This is a genomic window from Butyricimonas sp. DFI.6.44 (assembly GCF_022132345.1).
In the GTDB taxonomy this organism is placed as follows: Bacteria; Bacteroidota; Bacteroidia; order Bacteroidales; family Marinifilaceae; genus Butyricimonas; species Butyricimonas muris.
In genome coordinates, this window is record NZ_JAKNJD010000002.1 from 400,937 (window position 1) to 422,976 (window position 22,040).

Here is a 22,040-nt window from a genome sequence, read left to right on the forward strand (position 1 = left end):
AGCATCATGATTTAGAAAGTTGCATTTAAAGAGAAATTAAATGTACGGCTGAAAGGGTAGGATAGTCCTCTTTCTTGTTTCACATTCGAGATGTGAGCGACATCACCCATTTGGAATTGCAGGCGGAGCATACTCAAACCGAAACGATGGATTAATTCACGATTAAAATCATAACTTAAACTCAATGAGGTGAAATCTATCGCGTTGTAGTCTTGTACGAATCTGGACGTCGGGCGTGTAGTTTCGCTTCTATCCTTGATGTCTTTTAGTGTGGTACGTTGTCCGGCTGATTCCCAGCGTTGTGTCAGTACGCGTTTATCCGCATTCTGGTAACGCAGGTCAACGCACTCCACTTTTTCCACGAGAGTCGTGTTGTATACTTGTGCGCCGAATTCATACATAAAGGAAGCGAACAACGAGAAATTCCTGTAACGCAGGTTTACCCCGAAACTACCTTGTGCATCCGGTTCCTTGTCTCCGAGAATCTGTTGTTGGGAGGAAACATAATCGTAAGAAATTGTTCCGTCCCGGTTTACAAATATCTCCTTTCCGTCGCTGGGGTTGATACCCAAGGATTTCATACCCCAAATAGCTGTTAATGAACCGCCTTCCTCGTATTTTATAAGCGGTTTGGCATAGGTTAAGTTCTTTTTATCATTTTCAAATTTGGCGAATTCCTCGTCAACACGGGTGTTGTATGCCTTTAACGACTCGGAGATTTTCATGATCCGGTTCTTGTTATGTGCCATGTTCCCGTACAGGATAACATCCCAGTTTTGCGTTTTGTACACGTTGGCACGCAGGATTATTTCATATCCCCGGTTTCGTACTTCTCCAAGATTATCCTTGTAAGACTCGAATCCCGTGGATACCGGAATAGTCACGTCCGTGATCAAATCTTTAGTCAATTTGTTATACCAATCGGCTTCCAATGTGATGTTGTCGTTAAATAATCCCAGAACCAGACGGAGGTTTAATTCGTTTGTCTTTTCCCATGTTAATTTATCATTACCCATGTAGAATAGCGTCAGTCCGTTGCCCGTGCCGTAATACTTGTCAGAGATTTTATACGTGTGTTTTGCGGCGTAAGCGGGGAAGTTTACTTTACCGGTTTGTCCGTAAGTACCAGTTAATCTTAGCTGGCTGATTTTATCCAATTTCTGCATAAAATCGTATTTATGGAAATTGACTCCCGCACCGATAGCGTAGAATGAAGCTGTTTTGTTATCTACCCCGAATTCGGAAGAACCGTCCATGCGGTAGGAGGCATCTAGTAGATAAATATCTTGAAAAGAATAATTTAAAGCGGCGTACACGCTGGATAGACGGGTGTGATTATCGGAGAATGTGGGAGCATCCGATTTTTCAGCGTACATGGGGGAACTTAGCTCTCCGGAAGGGAACCCGCGGAAAGTGGTGCTCTCGTAGCTGTATTTGTTCTCGTTTAATTCGACTCCGACCGAGAAGTTGATGTTGTGATTGCCTAACGTCTTCACGTAATTGGCGAATGCTTTGAAGTTCCAGTTTATTGTTTCGGAATCGCTCTTGTCCAATGTCCCTTTTTGTACGTTTAAGTCCTCGGTACTATTCTTGAACGTGGCAGATTCCGGATCGACGAAAACGGAAGACCACTCGTTTGTTTTCGTGATTGAGAATTGGGCTTTCATTTGGAATCCGTCCATGATATACCAGTTCACACCCAGATTATCCGTCAGTGAACTGTAATTATTGTGACTGAAATTCTTCATTAGTTTTGCCTCGTAATAAGGATTTAAACGGGTATCGTTAATATGCCATTTCAAGTCGTTCACGTAGTTTCCGTCAATATCTTTGTAAGACACGTAAGGTAGGCGGCGGGTATATTCGCTGAAATCCCCGTAAGGTGAGTTTGTACCTTTGGTAACATCATAACTGACTTCGTTGCGCAATTGTAAGTTCTTTACCCGGTAATCCAGCATAAAAGAAGAGCCGATACGAGTTCTCCCGGACTCTTTCATTACTCCGTTTTGTACGTCATAACGCATGGTGATGCCGAATCGAAAATCGTTGGAACCACCCTCGACAAACAGGCTGTGTTTGTGATTAAAGGGATTTCTCAAGGGCAAGGAAATCCAATCGGTGTTCACGCCTGCCATGATGTTGTTTCTTTTCTCGATATATTCTTGTTGCAGGCTTTGGTATTCTACGGGAGCTTCAGAGTCAAAGAAGCCTGCCAAGCGTTCAGCCTCCAACTTCTCACTTGCGTTCATCAAGTTGTAGTCAGAGATATCCGGTACAGTTAATTCTCCCATGAAGTCGTAGGAAACACGGAGTTTGCCGGGTTGTGGAGCCACGGTTTCAATCACAATCACACCGTTGGCGGCACGGGAACCATACAAGGCCGTTGCGGCAGCATCTTTCAGAATCGTGATGTTCGCTATCCGGTTCGGGTCGAAATCGTACACTTTATCTATTTTTACCTCATACCCGTCCATGATAAACAGGGGGGAGTTGGGGTTGTTCTGTAAGGCCGTTTTGGATACGGAATTTTTGTCGAGTTCCATAACGCCCACGCCGGAACGTCCGCGGATGTAAAATTCGGGAACAGTATTCGGGTCGGACCCCATGTCGTTATTTTTCATGATGCGCAAAGAGGGATCGAAGACTTGTAATGCCGATATGACATTTCGTGAAGCAACCTTTAACAATTCTTTTTTCTCTACCCGGATGGCTGATCCCGTGAAGCTGGATTTTTTTACGTTAGCGTAACCGGTAATCACGACATCTTCCAGACTTTCTTTTTTCTCCCGGAGAATGATCTTGATCTCTTTCTGGTTTGATAGCTCGATTTCTTGTGTTTCAAAACCAAGAAAACTAACCACCAGTGTGATGTTCTTGATATTCGGAAGTGTCAGTTTGAATTTGCCGTCTTTATCCGTGGCGGAACCTACTTGTGTTCCCTTTATCATGATCGTTGTTCCGGGTAAAGGGGAGTTGTTCTCGTCAAGTACGACACCGTTGATTTCTTTATTCTGTGGTGTATTATCATTTTCTTCCTTTAATTTTATAACGACCGTATCGTCGATAATCTGATACGTGAAATCTGTATTTTCAAGGCAGAGGGTTAAAACTTGCGTGAAAGGTTTCTTTTCTGCTTTCACGGTGACGAGCGGAGCTTTATTAACTATTTCCAAGTTATACAGGAATTCGTAACCTGTTTTGTTTTTTAGTTCTTTGAGGACATTTGCCAAAGTTTCATTTTTGAAATCGACACTGATGATTTTGTCCTGAATTTGAGTTCCGTTCCCTGCAAACGAGAGGGAGGCAAAACATAGGGTAAATGTAATTAACAGATACCGTTTTAGTAGGTTATTGATATTTTTTTTCATAAGTTGTGTTATGGTTTATGTTAATTATCTTAAGTATTAATTACCATAAAAGTCATGCTCAATAAACGAACGTTTATTAATCGTAAAAAAGGAGAGAAAAAAACTTTTTTATAGGGATTGCAGTAAAATGCTAATCACTTGATATATAGATGATAGTTTGTTATTTGTGCGGCGTTTTGAAACGTGCGCTTAAACAAGTAATAAACGTTGGATTAATGACATAAATTCTCGTTTTAGATAGTGATACTTCATTGTATAATTCTCCCGTTTACCGATACTTTTCAGTTCAGTATTAAGTTTTTTAATGATTCGTTTATCGTGTCATTTCAGATTGATATCAAGATACAGAAATGACATTTACATCCTCTATTCCTTTAGTTTAACAATTATATTATTCTTTTCCAGTTCAAACCTCACGTGTGTCGTTAATTCTATAATATTACAAATTTCTTTGATGCTGCTGTATTTAGGTACGCTTCCCTCGAAATGATATTGTTTTGCCGCTTCATCCTTGAATGTTACTTGTACATCGTACCATCTGGATAATTTTTTCATGATGTTTTCCAGACATTCGCTGTCAAAGTAGAAACGGTCGTTCATCCACGTGGTGTAATAGTGCGGGTCTACTTTCTTTATGGATATTTTCCCGTCTTTCAGAACTGCCTGCTCGCCCGGGATTAATATTTGGCGTTTGTCCCCGTGTAATATTTCGATTTTTCCTTTTGCCAGTGTCGTGTGAGAATAATTGTCATCATTGTAGTCCATCACGTTAAAAGCTGTTCCCAGTACTTTGACGGAGTAATCTTTTGTTGTCACGATAAACGGTTTTTCTTTATTCTCGGTCACGATAAAGAAAGCCTCGCCTTCCAAGTGTACTTTCCGAACGGAATCTGAAAAGATAACGGGATACTTCAATGAGGAAGAGGAGTTTAGCCATACTTGGGTTCCGTCGCAGAGAGTGATGTTATATTCTCCTTTAAGAGGAACTACAAGCGTGTTATAGATTTCTATCGTGTTACTCGTTGTTTGCGGGGTATAGACAATTCCTTCGTCTTTCGCGGATAGTATCCGGGTTCCGTTGATCTCTGTCAACGAGAGTGTATCCTCGGAAAGGACGAGTGAACTACCATCTGATGTATATAGAATAGCTTTTTTATCACCCGGTAATATTTTTGCCAAAGTTTGTTCTGTCCGCGGGGGAGTGTGATGAGGATTATCCAGCAAGAGATAAAGTCCGCATGCTAAAACAGGTAACATGAATATGGCAGCATATTTTACTATTCGTATTTTATGCTTTCGGCGGATGGCAATTTGAAGTTTATCCTTCATCTGCGTCCAATATCCGGGATGTTGTAGTTTTTTCATTTCAACCCAATCCCGGATGATTTGTTCGTCTATATTTTCTTGCTCGTTTGGCATGGTTCTGTGATATTGTTTATAATAATAACAAATATGACGCAGAATCTACCTAGTCATTTTTCCAACTTTTTTTTCACTTTCTCTTGAATTTAACATTTCGAAGAAGGAAAAGTAATACTAAAAGGTGTTTTCGTAAATGTTTAAAGGCGGTTGTCATGTGCGCCTTCACGGTGTGATAAGAGATTTCCAACTGTGTGGCGACATCTTCATAGCGTTGACCTTGTAAATATACCCGCTTGAATATCTCTTTGCATTTGGCAGGTAAAGATTCAATGGCAGTATCCAGTCGTTCCAGTTGTTGCATGTGGGCGATTTCTTCCTGTACATCTTTATCCGGGATAAATTCTTGAGCGGGAGAGAGGGGAACCATTCTCTTTTTCGAGAAGTTTATGTAATTTAAAGAAGCGTTTTTCACACAAGTAAATAAAAATGAAGGAGTCGCGTACTTCAGGCGTTTACTTTCGAACAAGTGCAGGAATACATCTTGAACAATGTCTTCCGCCGGTTCTTGTGCTCCGATCAGCTTTCTGGAATAAAGAACCAGATGACTAAAATAACGATTGAAAAGTTGTTCCAGTAATATGACTTGATCCTTTTCCATTTGTTTTTTATGTGATATATTCCTGACAAAATTATAATTTCTTCTTTAATGAACAATAAATTTCATTTACTATATATTGGCGATCTTGTGTGAAATACGAAGGATAATTCGATTTACAGGGATATAATCCCCATTTATGGGGATGGGTGCCCGTGCTTTTACCCGATTTTGAGGATGTTATTGCTTCGGATACTTTTGTACTTTTGATGTCGTGAAATATTATAAATAATTCTATAAACTGATGAATAAACTTGGTGGAGAGTCGAATATTTCCAATATTTGTGATAAAAATACTACTATGAATTCACGTTTATTTTCTGCTGATATGAAACTGGCAGATGTTATTCATGCCGATTATTCGCTCTTGTTGCTTTTGCATCGTTTCGGGTTGAATCTGGGATTCGGGGACAAGACCGTAAAGGAGTGTTGTGAGGCGAATCATGTATCTTGCCCTCTGTTTCTGATGATCTGTAACGTGTACAGCAATGAAGCGTATTTGCCCACGGATAAGGAAATCGAGCGTATCGGGCCGGATGTAGACCAGTTGATTGCTTACTTGAAAAATTCTCATGATTATTATCTCAATAGCCGGATGTTCGTGATAGAGGAACAGTTGAAGGAGATTTCCGAGAATTGCGAGGAACATCATAAAAAGATACTTCATCTTTTTTTCAACGAGTATAAGAATGAGGTTATCCGACATTTCGCCTACGAGGAGGACACGGTTTTCCCCTATATTTCCGGTATCGTGCACGGGAGTCGTTCGGGAAATTACGAGATCGAGGAATTCAAGGAGAATCACAGTAATATAGATGATAAACTGAATGACTTGAAAAATATTATAATGAAGTATTTACAAGGAGATGCGCTGTCGGAAATGCGTATCCGGGTGCTGTTCGGTATATTTTCATTAGAAGAGGATTTAAGCAAACATTCTTTAATCGAGGATAAAATTCTAATCCCGTTAGTCAAGAAATTAGAACAACAGTATGGCAAGCAATAATAAATGTTATCGGATTGTTATTATTGAGCCGTCAATGATCATATCGACCGGTTTGCGGAAGTTAATAGAGATTAGGCATGATTTTGAGGTTGTTGCCTCACTTGCCGATTGCTATCATTGCGTGGAGAAGATAAATCATCTCGAACCGGATATTATTATTATTAATCCTTCGACCGTGGAGCCGAAAAGGCGACAACACTTGGAAGAGTTGTTCGAGGGAATGAGAAATGCGGCTTTAGTAGCTTTGGTATATCAATATATAGAACCGGAAGTGTTGAAACAATATCACACGGTGATCGACATCTCGGATGATTCGGAGAAGATAGCACAAAAGTTGTTGCAATCGCTGGATGCGCTGAATGCTCCGTCTGACGCGGCAGATAAAAATGAACTTTCCGAGCGGGAGAAAGAAATATTGGTGTCATTGGCAAAAGGGAAAATCAATAAGGAGATTGCCGACCAGCATCATATATCCGTGCACACGGTCATCACGCACCGGAAAAATATCATCCGGAAAACCGGGATTAAGTCCGTATCGGGACTTACGGTGTATGCTATTTTGAATAATCTCATCGATATTAATGAGGTGGAATGATTTTTTGTCGAAAATATACCTAATGTAGGGGATTGTGGGGAAAGAGTAAAATCGAGATCTTTGTAATGTTAATAATATGATTTTTCTTTTCAACGTAAGCCATTGAAAAAATTTTGCCAAAAAGCTCTCGTCGTACAGACGGGAGCTTTTTAATTTTCCCGCATCAACCGTGCGCCCCTGTAAGCGATGGCGTATAGGATGAACGTTAGGGTGATGAGCGTGGCGATAAACCATTGCCAGCCGAAGTTGTCGAGGACGACGCCGGTGGCTGATCCCCATACGCTGGAACCCATGTAATAGAAGAGAAGGTATATGGATATGGTGACAGAGCGTTTTTGTAGATTGTAGTCGCTCACGACACGGTTACAAATGACATGCACCACAAAGAAATTGAACGTGAAAATAGCTAACCCCAGAGTGACGATCCAGAAATTGTTCACGTACAACAGCAGGAGTGCCGCCACGGACGATAATACGATGGTTTTCTGTATCTTGAAATGGTTGTATCGTGCGGTGAGTTTTGCGGTAGCGATAGAACCGAATACCCCGAAAATGTACATGAAGTAAATGTAGTGAATCAAGTAATCCGGAAAATTGAAAGGCTCTTTCACGAGGTAGAAACCTAGATAATTGTACAGGCTCACGAATATTCCCAGCATAAGTGAGCCAATCAGATAGAACGGGAGTAATTTGGCTGAAGTGAGCAAATGCAAATTGGAAATGATGAGTGATTTGAAGTTCTCTTTCTTCGGCTTGAAATTAATGGAACGAGGACTGAAAATCAAGAATAAGATCGCGAAGACGGCACATAACACTCCGATAGAAGCGGATGCTGTCCGCCACGAGAATTCCGTGCTGAGATAGGAGGAAATCACGCGTCCGCCCATTCCCCCGAGTGCGTTTCCGGCGATGTATAACCCGGTGATTTTACCTTTGTTCTTGGGTAATACTTCTTCCGATATGTATGCCAGCGATACGGATGTCGCTCCCGATAGCAAAAAGCCTTTTAAGGCACTGAGCGCCACGAGCAAGGAAAAGGAATTTGAATACGAACAGATTACCGAGGCGACAGAAGAGGACAATAGTGCCGCACTGATTAAATTTTTTCTTGGGATACTGTCCGCCACGAACATGGCGGTAAATAGTCCGATGACCATACCTAAGGTTGAAAACGAAATAGCCAGACTGCTATAACTTGCCGATAGGTTGAACTCGTGTGCAAGATCGGGCAATAACGGTTGAAAATAATACAACTGTGCAAAACAAGAGAATCCCGACAAGAAGACGCATATCGAGATGATATTGTCTTTCGTGCTTTTCCCGGATGTGCTTATTTCTTGACAATTATCCATTTCATAGTCCTTAAATTCCGGTGCAAAAGTAAGCAATCCGCGAACAGATTGTCCTGTTATTTTGTTTTTTTTCGATAGAAACCTTCTGCTCCTGTTTTTCGTTAGAAGGGATAGTAGGAACATAATGTTAAACAGATAAATAGGAAAGATTATGAGAGGAAAGATTTTGATGGTAACCCTATGGATTGCCTCGTTATTTGTTTTTGCCGCTTGTCATGATGACGATGATGATGATAAGAATTACAAGCCGGGAAAGAGTGTCGTGGAAGCTTTTACGGCGAAGTTCCCGAACGCGACAGCCGTGACATGGGAGAAAAACGGTGTGTATGAGAAAGCTGAATTCCGTGAGGCGGGGCAGGAATGTGAGGCTTGGTTCGGTAAAGACGGCGAATGGGTGATGACGGAGAAAGATATGCTGTACGCTAATCTGCCGGAAAAGGTAAAAACCGGATTTACCGGAAGTATATACGGCTCTTGGAAAGTTGAGGATGTGGAGTACGTGGATCGGGTGAATACATCTCCCGTGTATCGTCTGGAGATAGAAAATGCTAATCAAGAGATGTATCTTTATTTTGATGAAGAGGGTGAATTGATAAAACAAGCGGAGGAAAACGCGGTAGATTTACCGGCAACAGTCAGTAGTTTTATCACGCAAAATTATCCGAAAGCATTGGTTGTCCATGATGAACGTTGGCAAGACGGAATCTTGGAAGTGGATATCCTTGATGAAAATCAAGTAAAAGAAGTTCTGTTCGCTCGCGATAATAGCTGGATCAAAACTTCATGGCCTGTACTGGAGGCAAATGTGCCGCAAGTGGTATTGGATGTGCTGAAAGGTGAAGCGTATAATACTTTTTCGATAGACAACATACATTTTATCCAGTATGCTTCCGGTGATAACGTGTATCATTTCCTGCTAAAGAAAGAACATTCAATGGATATATCCGTGGAGATTTATCCCGATGGTAGTATTCGATTAGATTAAGATATTTGTTTTCTAGTGAACTGTTTTAGATTGATAAAGAGTATCCAAAAATAACTTTTCGGATACTCTTTTCATTAAATGCTATTCCACGTATAACACCAATCCTTTCAAATACTCCCCTTCCGGGTGATAAATGCTGATCGGGTGATCGGCTGGTTGTGTCAATTGATGTAATATTTTGACTTTGCGTCCGGTGTTTGCCGCCGCAGTGAACACAGTTTGGCGGAACAAGTCTTTCGTCATCACTTGAGAACACGAGAAGGTGAAGATGATACCACCCGGTTTCACGACTTCGATACCTTTGCGGTTGAGTTTTTTGTAACCCTGTATGGCATTGTCAAGTACGTTTTGGTGTTTGGCGAATGCCGGGGGATCGAGGATAATGAGGTCGTATTTGTCGTGGGATTGATTCAAGAATTTGAAAGCGTCTTCCACGAATGCCTCGTGGCGGGAATCACCGGGAAAGTTCAGTTCCACGTTTTGGTTGGTCAGTTCAATAGCTCTTGCCGAGGCGTCAACCGAATGCACGAGTTTTGCTCCGCCTCGCATGGCGTAGAAAGAGAAGCCACCCGTGTAACAGAACATGTTGAGTACGTTTTTTCCTTGAGAGTATTGTTCCAAAAGGCTTCGGTTTTCCCGTTGGTCAATAAAGAAACCCGTTTTTTGGCCTTCGAGCCAGTCCACGTTGAATTTCAGTCCGTTTTCGGTGGCGATAAAGTTATCAGTGTGTCCGTACAAGTAGCCGTTTTCCGGGTTCAGTCCTGCCTTGTAGGGGAGAGTTCCTTCCGATTTGTCATATATGGCGGTGATTTTGTCGCCCATGACTTCGAGAAGGGCTTTCGTGATCTCTTCTCTTGCCTTGTACATGCCCACGGTGTGGAATTGTACCACGGCTACCCCGGCATAATAGTCCACGATAAGCCCGGAAAGATCATCTCCTTCACCATGTACCAAACGAAAAACGTTATTATTCGATGCCGTTGCCAGACCGATGGCAACGCGGGTGTGGTATGCTTGACGGATGCGTTCTACCCAAAAAGGATAATCAATCGTTTCTTCTTTGAAACTGAGTACACGCACGGCAATACTCCCGATCTGGTAGTGCCCGACGGCAAGAAATTCATTGTCGTGGTCATATACATTCACGACATCTCCCTCTTGGATGTCATTGTCTTTTTTGGCGATGGCACCCGAGAATACCCACGGGTGAAGTCTGTACAAGGATCTCTCTTTACCGGCTTTTAGTACTATTTTGCTCATAATATATTATGTCGCCGTGCGACGTTACAGGTTACAAGTTGGCAGGTTACAAGTTTATACCGTGAACTTGCCGTTGCAAAAGTAGATAAAAAAGCGGTAAAAAAATACCGGGAACGTTTTTTCGACAGTTCCCGGCTCTAATTTTTTTCTACACGTTCAGGAGTTCCTTGGCCTTGTCCAGAATGGTAGTGTCATCTAAGACTACAATTCCCCCGTCCGGTCCTTGCTCCACGTGAATTCCGGCACTAGAACCTCCGTTGTCATAATTATCGGCTCCGAAGTAGTTACGCACTGTGTCAGTACTGATGCCCAAATCGTCTGCAATAGTTTGCATACTTCCGTGGGGTAACATGTCTTTGATCTTCCTTAACTCGTTAAAAGTAATAGTATAAGTCATAGCGTAGTAATTTTAGAGGTTTTACCTGCAATAAATTTAGAACATTATTTTGAAAAAAACAAATATAGGATTGATTATGGCGTTTTTTGTAACGGGTATGTCTTGTCGTATCGTTTTGAATATGAGTGTGATATTTTTGATATTTAGATGCAATTTATTTTATAAATAAATTTATTTCTGCCGAGTGCCTACTTTTTTGTACCTTCGCGGATAAATAGACTTAAAACATGATACCTATGGGATTTCAGGATTTGAATATAAATAAGCAGATTTTAATGGCGTTGGAAGAGGCTGGTTTCGAGAACCCGACCCCTATTCAGGAAGAGGTTTTTTCTGTCAGTCGTTCCGGGAAAGACCTTATCGGTATAGCACAGACGGGTACGGGAAAGACGCTGGCTTATCTGATCCCGATGTTGATGAAGTTGCATTACGCGCAAGGGTTGGTGCCGAGAGCGTTGGTGGTTGTGCCTACGCGGGAGTTGGTCGTGCAGGTGTGCGAGAGTGTTGAATTGCTGACGGAATATATGGATATCCGTTGCGTGGGCGTGTATGGCGGTACGAATATAAGGACTCAACAAGATAAGGTGTTCGAGGGGGTAGATTTATTGGTCGCCACACCCGGTCGTTTTATGGATATATATTATAATGGTATCATCCGGACGAAAATGATTAAAACGGTCGTGGTGGATGAGGCCGATCGGTTAATGGATTTGGGGTTCTTGCCGCAATTAAAGGGTATATTCGAAGTATTACCGGAGAAGCATCAAACGATGTTGTTTTCGGCTACATTCTCGGAAGCGGTAGAAAGTCTATCCCGTGATTTCTTGAAAGAACCGGTGCGGGTGGAAGTTGCACGTCAAGCAACCCCGGTGGAACACGTGGAGCAATTCCGTTATGACGTGCCGAATATCACGACGAAAATCAATTTGTTGAAAGTATTGCTCGCGGATAAGGAGAGATACAAGAAAGTGATGATATTTACGGAGACAAAGAAGAATGCCGACCGGATCGTGGAACGCTTGGCGGATCATTGGAAAGGAGAGTTGAGCGTGATACACTCGAACAAGGCACAGAATACCCGGTTGAACGCTTTACGTGCTTTTAAAGAAGGGGAAACTCGTATCCTCGTGGCTTCAGACGTGGCGGCACGCGGTATTGACGTGCAGGATGTGACTCATGTAATAAACTTTGATATTCCTTCTTTGGCGGAGGAATACGTGCATCGCATCGGGCGTACGGCTCGTGCGGGAAAAGAGGGAGTGGCAATCAGTTTCGTGTCCGAGATAGAGGAAGACCGCTTCATGGATATCGAGCGGTTGATTAATCAAAGCGTGGAGGTGTTGGATTTGCCGGAGAAGTTGGAAATATCCCAGTTGTTGCTGGAAGAGGAACAGGTGCAGACAAGTAATATCGTTTACCAGCAGGGACGACAACAAGGGGGAGGTGCTTTCCACCAGAAGAAAGCCAAAAATAGTTACACGGCGGAAGATAATCGACGAAACGTGATGCGGAAGCGAAACGCGAAGAAAAAAAAGAAATAATAAAAAAGACCAAGATTTCCTTGGTCTTTTTTATTATTTTTCCCAAATTTGCTTCGATGAAAGATAAGTGCGTCATATTAGTAAGTAAACTTTTCTTAAATATTAAGAAGCGCGACACCTTTGTTGATTAGAGGTGGTGGTCTTTCGTGTCCTCACATTTATTATTTCCTTATTTAACATGATGACCTTTTAAGGTTGTTTGATTGGAAAATCATATTATAATTATTTATATCATTAACTATTTAAAGTTTAAAGATTATGGAATTACCTTTTGCAGAATCTTGGAAGATTAAGATGGTTGAACCCATCCGTAAAAGTACTCGTGAAGAGAGAGAACAATGGATTAAAGAGGCTCACTACAACGTGTTTCAATTACGTTCGGAGCAAGTGTATATAGACTTGATTACGGACTCCGGAACCGGTTCCATGAGTGACCGCCAATGGGCAGGAATGATGTTGGGTGATGAAAGTTATGCCGGGGCATCTTCTTTCTTCAAGTTGAAGGATATGATTACCCGTTTGACCGGATTCGATTATATTATCCCGACTCACCAAGGACGCGCTGCCGAGAACGTGCTTTTCTCTTATTTAGTAAAAGAAGGCGATATCGTTCCCGGTAACTCTCACTTCGATACCACGAAGGGGCACATCGAGGGACGTAAGGCTATCGCTTGGGACGTGACTATCGACGAGGCAAAAGATACCCAATTGGAGATTCCGTTTAAAGGAAACTTGGATCCGGTGAAATTGGAGAAAGTGTTGGCAGAACATGCTGACAAGATTCCGTTTATTATCGTGACGGTTACGAACAACACGGCAGGAGGACAGCCTGTTTCCATGAAAAATATCAAGGAAGTGCGTGCTATCGCCGATAAATATGGCAAACGCGTGTTGTTCGATTCGGCTCGTTTCGCTGAGAACGCTTATTTTATCAAGACTCGTGAAGAGGGTTATCAAAATAAGACGATCAAAGAGATCGTGAAAGAGATGTTCGATAACGCTGACGGTATGACCATGAGTGCGAAGAAAGATGCTATCGTGAACATGGGTGGTTTCATCGCTACCCGCCACCAAGACTGGTTCGAGGGAGCTAAGGGCTTCTGCGTGCAGTTCGAGGGGTACTTGACTTATGGTGGTATGAACGGTCGCGATATGAACGCTCTGGCTATCGGTTTGGATGAAAATACAGAGTTCGATAATCTTGAAACCCGTATCAAACAAGTGGAATACTTGGCAAAACGTCTGGATGAATTTGGAATTCCTTATCAACGTCCCGCCGGAGGTCACGCTTTGTTTATCGATGCCCCGAAAGTATTGACTCATGTACCGAAAGAAGAATTCCCGGCTCAGACGTTGACGGTAGAATTGTACTTGGAGGCCGGTATTCGCGGTTGCGAAATCGGTTATATCTTGGCTGACCGTGATCCGGTAACTCGTGAAAACCGTTTCGGTGGTTTGGATCTTTTGCGTCTGGCTATCCCGAGAAGAGTGTACACGAACAATCATATGGACGTGATAGCCGTTGCCTTGAAAAATGTATTTGATCGTCGTGAGCAGATTACTCGTGGTTTCCAAATTACTTGGGAAGCACCGTTAATGCGTCACTTTACTGTTCAATTAGAGCGTGCTAAATAATAAAAAGGGGCGAAAGCCCCTTTTTGTTTATAAGGTTTGTAAAGTTATTCCTTCGGAATTTAAAGTTCATAAAGTTAGCTTGTTGAAGCTTTGGGTGTTTACTTGTACTTTATGAACTTTATAACTTTATGGACCTTATAAACTTTTCAAACATGCCAATGCGGCGTCATAGTTAGGTTCGTGTGTGATTTCCGGTACGAGTTCTTCATAAACGATTTTCCCGTTTTCGTCAATAACGACAACCGAGCGAGCCAATAGACCTGCTAATGGGCCGTCAATCATTTCCACCCCGTATTTCTCCCCGAATTTATGATCCCTGAATGCAGATAGAGGGATTACTTTATCAATTCCTTCCGTCGTGCAGAAACGCGCGTGAGCGAAAGGGAGGTCTTTTGATATAGCAAGTACCACCGTATTTTTCATCTCTGCGGCTAATTTATTGAAAGTGCGTACGGATGTAGCGCATACGCTTGTATCAAGACTCGGGAAAATATTCAGGACAACACGTGTTCCTTTTTGGTCGGCTAATGTCAATTCGGACAAATCCGTTTTTACTAACGAGAAATCCGGAGCCGCGGAACCTACTGAAGGTAAGTTACCTTTCGTGTTTATACTGTTACCAGCAAGTGTTACTTTTGCCATAGTGTTTAAAATTTAAATGTTTGACTTAATATGTATCTTCAAATGTATAATTTTAATTCTTGTTTCGCAAAAAGAAATTTTACAATTTGTTCTACGGGTTATTCCTTAAAAAAGTTTGCGAAAAGAGATGAAGAATGAAAATATATTTCTCTATAGGAACTTGACCTAAAAATAGAGTAAAGAGTTACGTTTTTAAATATGTTCTTAATAAAAAAACAACTTACTGGAAATAAGTAAGTTGTTTTAAATGTGGTGATCCGGTTGGGATTCGAACCCAAGACCTACGGCTTAGAAGGCCGTTGCTCTATCCAACTGAGCTACCGAACCGGGTGTCATTTTTTTGACGGTGCAAATATAGTGCTTTCCGTTATAAATGCAAACTTTGAGGGATACTTTTTATTATATTATTTGCAGAAATTTCAGAAGGATATAGATATTGTCTGGTAATTGGGGTGGTTTGTCTCGTAAATCAGTGGTTTTGTCTTATTATTTGAAATGGTATTAAGATAGGGGATATTTTTGTTTTATAATTAAATAATGGAAGTATGAACAGAATGGAATTGATGGAAAAAGTATCCCAAGTGTCGGGATTTGGTATTTCGGATTGTGATAACGTGCTGTCTGCGTTGGAAAAGGTTTTGGAAGCGGAGTTGAAAGTATCGGGAAGGAAAAGATGTATATTTGATACGGTTTATGGTTTTATGACGTTTTTGAAGAAGATTCGGGAGAAATAAGAGGCTGTTCGGCAGCCTCTTAATTTGGGTAGAGTCCGGTAAGCGGTTTTTAATTTCCTTTATAAACAGGGTGGAGGATTAATACTTCCTTTGTTATTCCTTGTCCAGTAGGATTAATTCATACTTTTGGCTGCCCATGCCTAATTTCTCGGCGTGGACGAGCGTGTGTATGCCGTGGCGGGATTCCATCCGTTCGATCAAGTGGATACGTCCGTGATCAGGTGAAGAGTACACTTGATCGACACACGCTTTGTCCAAAGCCACGGGGTCTAGGGAGGCGAGGATGCCGATGTCGCCCATTTTTGGATCTTCGGGGGCAGAGGCGCAGTCACAGTCGACCGATAGGTTATTGGCTACGCTGATATAGAGAATCTTTTCGCCACAATGGTCGGCGATGGCTTTGGCGGCTTCAGCCATGGATTCCAAGAAATCGTCTTGTTCGGGCAGGTTGCTCCACGGGTCGTCTTTTGTCTTTCCGGCGCTATGAATCCATGCTTTTCCTGCCGAGGAAGCGATGCCGATCGACATATTTTTGATCGCGCCACCGAAGCCACCCATCGCGTGTCCCTTGAAGTGCGAAAGGATAATCGTGAAGTCGTAATTCAGAAAGTGCGAACCCACGAAGTCTTCTTTCAGGTGCTTGCCACCCTTGACCGGGAGTGCTGTTTCTCCCTCCGCGTCCATGATATCGATTTCGGCGATGGCTGTGAAACCGTGGTCTTTGGCTGCTTGCAGGTGGGCGGTCGTGTTTGCCCGTCCGCCGCCGTAAGCGGTGTTACACTCGACAATGGTACCGTTTACTTTTTTCACGAGATCGCCGATAAGCGCGGGTTTCAAGTAATTGTTGCCGCCCGGTTCTCCGGTAGAAATCTTAACGGCTACTTTTCCCGTGGCTTCTCGCCCAAGTGCTTCGTATATGCGGAGAAGGCTTTCCGGGCTGATTTCTTTGACCATGTAAACTTTGGGAAGGCTTTTTTTGCTTTCCTCTTTCGAGGGTGAATTATAGCTGAATGCTGTAAGTGGTGACACGAGTGTCATAATTAAAATAGGTAACAGATTCGTTTTCATATATAAACTTTTTAACGTGTATGTTTAACAATTAAAATGCTGATTTCATACAGTAGCCACATGGGAAGCGATACCATTAACAGGGTGAAGACGTCCGACGTGGGGGTGATGATAGCGGCGAGCACGAGGATTACGACTATCGCGTGACGGTGATAACGGCGCATGAAAGCGGCAGAGAGCAACCCGAATTTAGCTAGCAGCCAGCATAGGATAGGTATCTCGAAGACGATGCCCATCATCAGGTTCATCATCATGAGGGTATCCATGTACGATTGCAGGGAAATCATGTTTTCCACCTCGCCACTCACTTGATATGTACCGAGAAAGCGGAATGTCAGTGGAAATATCAGGAAATAGCTTAGTGCGACACCCAGCATGAACATCACGTAGCTACTCCCGACTACCCGTGCGGCGTATTTTTTCTCTTGGCTGTACAGGGCTGGAGAGATGAACCGGAACAAGGTGTAGATGATATAGGGTGAAGCGATGAGGATGCCCGTGTATATGGCTGCCCGCATATGTATCACGAATTGCTCCGCCAGTCCGGTGTTGATTAATTTGACGGAAAAGGCTTCCGGGGCGACACCCGGCAGTGACAGCCGTTCGCTTACAAAGGCGAATGCTTTGTAAATGATGAAGCTGTCGCTTTTGGGAGCCAGAATGATAGCGAACGTTTCGTCCTTGAACAGAAACGCCGCTATCCCGAATATCACGACGACCGCGCCTATTCGTATCAAGCAGCCGCGCAGTTCGTCGAGATGCTCCCAAAAGGTCTGTTCCTTTATGTTGTCCGTCGCATTCATTTCTCTTCGGTTGTGTCTTTTTCTATTTTGGTTTCAATACCGTTCATTCCGTCCTTGAAGCTGCGAACACCTTTACCGATGCCCTTCATTAATTCGGGTATTTTCTTTCCGCCGAAAAGTAACAGTACTATAAGCGCTATAAACAATATTTCCGGTGTCCCGATGAGGAATAAAATCATGGATGTCATAAGCTGAATTTTTATTTGTTAATAATGTATTTAATAAACGAGTATCCCCCGAAGATTTGCAGGGCTATTCCCGGCAATCCGATACGGAAGTCCTGCACGGCACGGGTGAAGTCGCCAATCATAGCCCATTCCCCGAGTATGCCCGTGATTTGGTAAGATAATACAACCGCAAGGAGAAGTGGGATGGAAACACGTTTGAATCGTTGGGCGGCGTATCCTGCGGCTACAGCCAGTAGCACGGATTTCAGCAGAATCGCCGGTAAGGCAGCCGCGGGCGGCATACCGAACAGCAGGGAGTTGAGCACGGGCGAGAATACCGCCGTGAGCAGTCCTACTTTCCAACCGTATTTATAAGCACCGATGAGGGTAAAGAAATATATCGGCAGCCACGTGGTCCCGCCTTGCGGCACGAGATGGCATAATTGTGGCAGCACCATGTTGCCGACGATGAAGAGCGATGTCGCAAGATAGGTTTTCGCTTCTTTGTAGTCTAAGGTGTACAATTGAATTGCTGTTGTTTTCATATTTGTTCGTTTTAGAAGTGTAAATTTATTCCCCCCATGAATGTAGCCTTGGGCATGGGAAAGCCGTCGTTTATCTCATAGCGTTGTGCCAGAAGGTTTTCTCCCCGTACGAAGACATGGGTGAAGGGACTCAGGCGATAACTGACTCTCGCGTTCCACTGCACGAAACTCTCTTTCTTCTCCACCGGGTCAACCGTGGTGTAAAGTCCTGCCACGTATTGTACGCCTGTCGATGCACTCCACCGTCCCCTCGTGAAGTCAGCCCCGATGAATAGCTTATGCTCCGGTGCCGCCACTATCGGGTGTACCATGCGTAGCCAACTGTAATTGGCGGTGATATTCCATTCCGGGTGGATACGGTAAGCCGCGTTGGCTTCCGCTCCCCAGTTTTCTATTTTCCCGGTATTGATGTTCATTCGGCGTCCGTCTACCATTTGCGGGCTGATGATATTTTCCCCGTTGATATAGAAAAGATTTATCCCGTAATGAAGCTTGTTGTTCAGCAGGCGTTGCGTGTAAGATAGCTCGTGGTTCCACAGCCGTTCCGGCAATAAATCCGGGTTGGCGACACGGAACATGTACAACTCTTTTATCGTCGGGTTGCGGAAGCCTTTGCTTACCATCGCTTTCAGGCTACTGTTGTTGGGCAGGTATGCCGACAATCCGGCTTGTGGTATCCATTCCGTACCCGTTACCGAGTGGTGGTCTACGCGTATTCCTACATCCACGGTGAGCCATTCTGTCAATGCTTGCCGGAAATCCGCGTATCCTGCGATTTCGTTTTCCGATTTGTCGGATATCTCCTCCTCGTGCCCGTCCGTGACGAAACGATTCCAAGCTTCACCGCCGAAGTGTTGGAAGTCAGCGCCTAGGGTTATCCGGTTGCCCTTGAACAGGGTTGTGCTTTGGTACAGGGATACGCCCAGCATGATGTCTTTCGAGTGGAAGCGGTACGCCAGCGGTTCTTTTCCTCTGGAATAGCCGTCGTTAATCTCGTGGCGTCCCCAGTTGTAAAAGAAACTCAACGCACCGGATGTTTTCTCGTGACGGTTGGTTAGGGCGAACGAGGTCATGCCTCTGGTGATGCGGGAATCGTTGTCCAAGAGGGGGGCGTTGACCGTACCGGGGTTCGAGGCGTTGAAGTGTGTGACGTTCACGTCGCCGTACATGCTCCACGTGTTGTTCAATTCGTATCCCAGTTTGGCGTACCCGCCGTATTGTTCGAATCCCATGTCCTCGCGGTGGCCGTCGGTGCGGTTGTATGAACCAGTCACGATGCTGCTGAATCTGCCTCGTTTCACGCTGTTCGCGGCTTCGGTCACGAGGGTATTGTACGAGCCGTAACTCAGGCGGGCGCTTGTCTTCACCGCGTCATCCCGTTGTTGGCGGGTAATGATGTTGATTACACCGCCCATGGCGTTCGACCCGTAGAGCACGGATGCCGGACCCCGTACAACTTCCACGCGTTCTGCTAGCATGGATTGGTAGGCGTCGGCGATGGGGTGTCCCATGAGTCCCATGTATTGCGGGTGACCGTCAATGAGCACGAGCAACCCGGTGGTGGAGTTTCCCCCGACACCCCGCAAGTTCATGCCCCCGGCAGCCCCTGTCGATACGCCGTATCCCAAGATACCCCTGCTGGTGATGAACAGTCCCGGGATTTGTTCCGTCAAAATAGGGAGTAACGAGGGTTCAAGGCGTTTTTCTATTGTTTCCCGGTTCACGACGGTGACGGTCATGGGAAGCTGACGTGCATCCGTTTCGTTGCGTGTCCCGGTGACCACGACCTCGTTAATGGTGTAGTTACGGGCGACTTCGGTCGTGTCCTTTCGTGATTGTGCCTGTAACCCCGTGCCAAGGAGCATACATGTAAACAAGGCACATGCCAATTTTTTAGTCATTCTTATTTTTGATATGAAGTTTTGTATCACGGGGAAGATGTCCCGTGCCGATTTAATATCGAGGCAGGCGGATTCCAACGGGCACCAGCCTGTTTTGGCGCGATTCTCTATGAGAGGGACGCGTCTGGTGAAGCATACCTCTATGTTGGCTTCACGCAACAGCGCTAGGGCAGGTTCGCTAATCGTGTCCGTGTAGACGCTTTCCACGCCGCCCAACACCATGAGTGCCGCTGCCGCTTTGCCAATCACTTTGTCCGCTACCCGCGCTCCTTTCATGAACGAGGGCTCTTGTTCCAGCAGGTCGTACAGGTCTGCAACGCCGCGTTGGCTGAAAGTACGGGTTTCCGTTCCTTTCGCGATAACGCAGGAGTACCCGCCGTCGTGCAATAAGTCGATGAGGGATTGCCTTCGGCAAGTTGCAGGTTGCAGGTTACATTCGCCTTCGGCGAGTTGCAGGTTGTGTGCGTCAGCATGTTGTGGTTCTGTTGTGCTTTCTGTCATGATGTGGTTCTTTTGTTTTGACGCGAAGTTAGGTTATCCGGTTTACTTTGTTGTGACATGAATTACAGTTGTTGTTACCATTTTTACAGGTTAATTGATTTTTCAATTTTCAATTTTCAACTTTCAATTTTCAATTGTTCCACGAACCTGTCGATGCGGTGCAGTTCGCCGGGAATGTCGATGTTCTGCGGGCAATGGTGTGCGCATTGGTTGCAACCGATACAATGGCTTGCCTGCCGTAGTTTCGGGACGCTACGGTCATAACCGACGAGAAATGCACGTCGTGCTTTACGGTAATTTTCATCCTGTTTTCCGGCGGGTATATTCCCTTGGTTCACGCATTTGTTGTAATGAATGAGGATGGAAGGGATGTCGATGCCGTACGGGCAGGGCATACAATATTTGCAGTCGTTGCAGGGAATCGTGGGGTATTTCAGCATCAGTTGAGCCGTTTCTTCCAAAAATACTTTTTCATCATCGGTCAAGGGTTCCAGCGGGGAATAAGTAGCAAGGTTCTCTTGCAAGTGTTCCATGTAAGTCATGCCGCTTAATACGGTTAATACACCTTCCGGCGAGCCCGCGAAGCGGAACGCCCACGATGCCACGCTATCCGTCGGGCGACGTTGTTTCAGGCGGCTGACGATGTGATTGGGCACGTTTGCCAGACGTCCGCCCAGCAGGGGTTCCATGATGATGGAGGGAATACCTCGTTTGGAGAGTTCCCCGTACAGGTATTCGGCATCGGTGTTGCGGGTGTTTACCTCCTTGGCATGTTTCCAGTCCACGTAATTGAGTTGGATTTGCACGAAGTCCCATTTGATTTCGTCGTGTCGTGATAGCAGATAGTCGAAAACTTCGATATCACCGTGATAGGAGAAACCGAGATTGCGGATACGTCCCGCTTCACGTTCTGCGACCAGAAAGTCGAGCATGCCGTTGTCAAGGTAACGTCCTTTCAGGGCTTCCATTCCCCCCATGCCGATGCCGTGGAGCAGCATGTAATCGAGGTAATCCGTTTGCAATTCTTTAAGCGAATTGCGGTATATGGCGAGGGATGATTCCCGGTTCCACGTGTCGGGCGAGAAGTTAGATAATTTAGTGGCAATAAAATACTTGTCCCGCGGGTGTCGGCTGAGGGCTATGCCCATGGCGTGTTCCGAGAGTCCCCGGCAATAGGCGGGCGACGTGTCGAAGTAGTTTACCCCGTGGGCGAGGGCGTAGTCCACTTGCCGGTTTACCATTTCTTGGTCGATTTCGTCTTGGCTATCTCTTGCGCTGGAGTTGGCGATGGTCGGCAGACGCATGCAACCGTACCCGAGCAGCGAAACTTTGTCGCCCGTTGTCGGGTTGACGCGATAGGTCATTTCACCCGTTTGTTTGTTTGCCATGTTGCCGTTGGCGGAGTTATTCCGCGGACGGCAACCGTGTAACGCGGCTGCCGTGACGACCGTTCCTGCGCCTAGTACTTTCAAAAATTCCCGTCGGTTTATCTCTTTTTTATTCTTGTTGTCCATATCTTTTCC

The 22,040-nt window shown here is 44.5% G+C and carries 19 protein-coding genes and 1 tRNA gene; 6 read left to right on the forward strand and 14 right to left on the reverse strand.

Annotated features, from left to right (window positions below; translation table 11 throughout):
• Window positions 1-11: 11 nt before the first annotated feature.
• The 3 genes from L0M98_RS05030 to L0M98_RS05040 all read right to left on the reverse strand — a co-directional run bounded on the left by L0M98_RS05030 (window position 12) and on the right by L0M98_RS05040 (window position 5,388).
• Window positions 12-3,368, reverse strand: a complete 3,357-nt coding sequence (locus tag L0M98_RS05030) for a SusC/RagA family TonB-linked outer membrane protein (protein ID WP_227215255.1) — start codon at window positions 3,366-3,368, stop codon at window positions 12-14.
• Between the two features lie 366 nt (window positions 3,369-3,734).
• Entirely contained in the window at window positions 3,735-4,787 is a 1,053-nt protein-coding gene (locus tag L0M98_RS05035; RefSeq protein WP_227215256.1) for a FecR family protein, read from the reverse strand.
• Between the two features lie 73 nt (window positions 4,788-4,860).
• Window positions 4,861-5,388 (reverse strand): sigma-70 family RNA polymerase sigma factor, encoded by a 528-nt coding sequence (locus L0M98_RS05040; protein ID WP_186975092.1) that lies wholly within the window; start codon window positions 5,386-5,388, stop codon window positions 4,861-4,863.
• 298 nt (window positions 5,389-5,686) lie between these two features.
• Here L0M98_RS05040 and L0M98_RS05045 point away from each other — a divergent pair, with 298 nt between their 5' ends.
• Both L0M98_RS05045 and L0M98_RS05050 read left to right on the forward strand, forming a co-directional pair.
• A complete protein-coding gene (locus tag L0M98_RS05045; RefSeq protein WP_227215257.1) occupies window positions 5,687-6,391 on the forward strand; it encodes a hemerythrin domain-containing protein in 705 nt (234 codons plus the stop codon).
• Window positions 6,378-6,986, forward strand: coding sequence for a response regulator transcription factor (locus L0M98_RS05050; protein ID WP_099292075.1), 609 nt, complete (start codon window positions 6,378-6,380; stop codon window positions 6,984-6,986). The genes L0M98_RS05045 and L0M98_RS05050 overlap by 14 nt, the downstream gene beginning before the upstream one ends.
• A gap of 149 nt (window positions 6,987-7,135) precedes the next feature.
• Here L0M98_RS05050 and L0M98_RS05055 read toward each other — a convergent pair whose 3' ends face one another.
• On the reverse strand, window positions 7,136-8,338 hold the full coding sequence (locus L0M98_RS05055; RefSeq protein WP_227215258.1) for an MFS transporter: 1,203 nt from the start codon (window positions 8,336-8,338) through the stop codon (window positions 7,136-7,138).
• A gap of 151 nt (window positions 8,339-8,489) precedes the next feature.
• On the opposite strand from L0M98_RS05055, the gene L0M98_RS05060 reads away from it, so the two are divergent.
• The gene (locus L0M98_RS05060; protein ID WP_227215259.1) at window positions 8,490-9,323 is read left to right on the forward strand and encodes a PepSY-like domain-containing protein; all 834 of its coding nucleotides are present in this window, start codon (window positions 8,490-8,492) and stop codon (window positions 9,321-9,323) included.
• 81 nt (window positions 9,324-9,404) lie between these two features.
• Here the strand turns inward: L0M98_RS05060 and L0M98_RS05065 are convergent, their stop codons facing one another.
• Both L0M98_RS05065 and L0M98_RS05070 read right to left on the reverse strand, forming a co-directional pair.
• Entirely contained in the window at window positions 9,405-10,583 is a 1,179-nt protein-coding gene (locus L0M98_RS05065) for a class I SAM-dependent rRNA methyltransferase (protein WP_227215260.1), read from the reverse strand.
• Window positions 10,584-10,731: 148 nt separating this feature from the next.
• Window positions 10,732-10,980, reverse strand: a complete 249-nt coding sequence (locus L0M98_RS05070; protein ID WP_099292078.1) for a DNA-binding protein — start codon at window positions 10,978-10,980, stop codon at window positions 10,732-10,734.
• 236 nt (window positions 10,981-11,216) lie between these two features.
• Here L0M98_RS05070 and L0M98_RS05075 point away from each other — a divergent pair, with 236 nt between their 5' ends.
• Together L0M98_RS05075 and L0M98_RS05080 are read left to right on the forward strand one after the other, a co-directional pair.
• Window positions 11,217-12,521 (forward strand): DEAD/DEAH box helicase, encoded by a 1,305-nt coding sequence (locus L0M98_RS05075; RefSeq protein WP_227215261.1) that lies wholly within the window; start codon window positions 11,217-11,219, stop codon window positions 12,519-12,521.
• 258 nt (window positions 12,522-12,779) lie between these two features.
• Window positions 12,780-14,156: a tryptophanase gene (locus L0M98_RS05080; protein ID WP_099292080.1), complete on the forward strand. Its 1,377-nt coding sequence runs from the start codon at window positions 12,780-12,782 to the stop codon at window positions 14,154-14,156.
• Window positions 14,157-14,291: 135 nt separating this feature from the next.
• On the opposite strand, the gene tpx is transcribed toward L0M98_RS05080, so the two are convergent.
• Together tpx and L0M98_RS05090 are read right to left on the reverse strand one after the other, a co-directional pair.
• Window positions 14,292-14,798: a thiol peroxidase gene (gene tpx, locus L0M98_RS05085; protein WP_099292081.1), complete on the reverse strand. Its 507-nt coding sequence runs from the start codon at window positions 14,796-14,798 to the stop codon at window positions 14,292-14,294.
• Between the two features lie 250 nt (window positions 14,799-15,048).
• A tRNA-Arg gene (locus L0M98_RS05090) sits at window positions 15,049-15,125 on the reverse strand.
• 218 nt (window positions 15,126-15,343) lie between these two features.
• On the opposite strand from L0M98_RS05090, the gene L0M98_RS05095 reads away from it, so the two are divergent.
• A complete protein-coding gene (locus tag L0M98_RS05095) occupies window positions 15,344-15,532 on the forward strand; it encodes a hypothetical protein (protein WP_227215262.1) in 189 nt (62 codons plus the stop codon).
• 93 nt (window positions 15,533-15,625) lie between these two features.
• Here the strand turns inward: L0M98_RS05095 and L0M98_RS05100 are convergent, their stop codons facing one another.
• The 6 genes from L0M98_RS05100 to L0M98_RS05125 form a co-directional block, all read right to left on the reverse strand.
• Entirely contained in the window at window positions 15,626-16,570 is a 945-nt protein-coding gene (locus L0M98_RS05100) for a DUF362 domain-containing protein (protein WP_370645580.1), read from the reverse strand.
• Window positions 16,571-16,611: 41 nt separating this feature from the next.
• A complete protein-coding gene (gene tatC / locus L0M98_RS05105) occupies window positions 16,612-17,403 on the reverse strand; it encodes a twin-arginine translocase subunit TatC (protein WP_227215264.1) in 792 nt (263 codons plus the stop codon).
• Window positions 17,400-17,591, reverse strand: a complete 192-nt coding sequence (locus L0M98_RS05110; protein WP_099292085.1) for a Sec-independent protein translocase subunit TatA/TatB — start codon at window positions 17,589-17,591, stop codon at window positions 17,400-17,402. Before L0M98_RS05110 ends, tatC begins: the two co-directional genes overlap by 4 nt.
• 11 nt (window positions 17,592-17,602) lie before the next feature.
• The gene (locus L0M98_RS05115) at window positions 17,603-18,115 is read right to left on the reverse strand and encodes an ECF transporter S component (RefSeq protein ID WP_227215265.1); all 513 of its coding nucleotides are present in this window, start codon (window positions 18,113-18,115) and stop codon (window positions 17,603-17,605) included.
• A gap of 11 nt (window positions 18,116-18,126) precedes the next feature.
• Window positions 18,127-20,445 (reverse strand): TonB-dependent receptor domain-containing protein, encoded by a 2,319-nt coding sequence (locus tag L0M98_RS05120; protein WP_227215279.1) that lies wholly within the window; start codon window positions 20,443-20,445, stop codon window positions 18,127-18,129.
• Window positions 20,446-20,633: 188 nt separating this feature from the next.
• A complete protein-coding gene (locus tag L0M98_RS05125) occupies window positions 20,634-22,031 on the reverse strand; it encodes an aldo/keto reductase (RefSeq protein ID WP_227215266.1) in 1,398 nt (465 codons plus the stop codon).
• Between the last annotated feature and the right edge of the window lie 9 nt (window positions 22,032-22,040).

Coding starts and splice junctions, on each gene's coding strand:
- L0M98_RS05125 (WP_227215266.1), bottom strand. CDS start 22,031: ATGGACAACAAGAATAAAAAAGAGATAAACCGACGGGAATTTTTGAAA.
- tatC (WP_227215264.1), bottom strand. CDS start 17,403: ATGAATGCGACGGACAACATAAAGGAACAGACCTTTTGGGAGCATCTC.
- L0M98_RS05075 (WP_227215261.1), top strand. CDS start 11,217: ATGGGATTTCAGGATTTGAATATAAATAAGCAGATTTTAATGGCGTTG.
- L0M98_RS05070 (WP_099292078.1), bottom strand. CDS start 10,980: ATGACTTATACTATTACTTTTAACGAGTTAAGGAAGATCAAAGACATG.
- L0M98_RS05100 (WP_370645580.1), bottom strand. CDS start 16,570: ATGACACTCGTGTCACCACTTACAGCATTCAGCTATAATTCACCCTCG.
- L0M98_RS05045 (WP_227215257.1), top strand. CDS start 5,687: ATGAATTCACGTTTATTTTCTGCTGATATGAAACTGGCAGATGTTATT.
- L0M98_RS05035 (WP_227215256.1), bottom strand. CDS start 4,787: ATGCCAAACGAGCAAGAAAATATAGACGAACAAATCATCCGGGATTGG.
- L0M98_RS05115 (WP_227215265.1), bottom strand. CDS start 18,115: ATGAAAACAACAGCAATTCAATTGTACACCTTAGACTACAAAGAAGCG.
- L0M98_RS05055 (WP_227215258.1), bottom strand. CDS start 8,338: ATGGATAATTGTCAAGAAATAAGCACATCCGGGAAAAGCACGAAAGAC.
- L0M98_RS05030 (WP_227215255.1), bottom strand. CDS start 3,368: ATGAAAAAAAATATCAATAACCTACTAAAACGGTATCTGTTAATTACA.
- tpx (WP_099292081.1), bottom strand. CDS start 14,798: ATGGCAAAAGTAACACTTGCTGGTAACAGTATAAACACGAAAGGTAAC.
- L0M98_RS05040 (WP_186975092.1), bottom strand. CDS start 5,388: ATGGAAAAGGATCAAGTCATATTACTGGAACAACTTTTCAATCGTTAT.
- L0M98_RS05065 (WP_227215260.1), bottom strand. CDS start 10,583: ATGAGCAAAATAGTACTAAAAGCCGGTAAAGAGAGATCCTTGTACAGA.
- L0M98_RS05080 (WP_099292080.1), top strand. CDS start 12,780: ATGGAATTACCTTTTGCAGAATCTTGGAAGATTAAGATGGTTGAACCC.
- L0M98_RS05110 (WP_099292085.1), bottom strand. CDS start 17,591: ATGACATCCATGATTTTATTCCTCATCGGGACACCGGAAATATTGTTT.
- L0M98_RS05095 (WP_227215262.1), top strand. CDS start 15,344: ATGAACAGAATGGAATTGATGGAAAAAGTATCCCAAGTGTCGGGATTT.
- L0M98_RS05050 (WP_099292075.1), top strand. CDS start 6,378: ATGGCAAGCAATAATAAATGTTATCGGATTGTTATTATTGAGCCGTCA.
- L0M98_RS05060 (WP_227215259.1), top strand. CDS start 8,490: ATGAGAGGAAAGATTTTGATGGTAACCCTATGGATTGCCTCGTTATTT.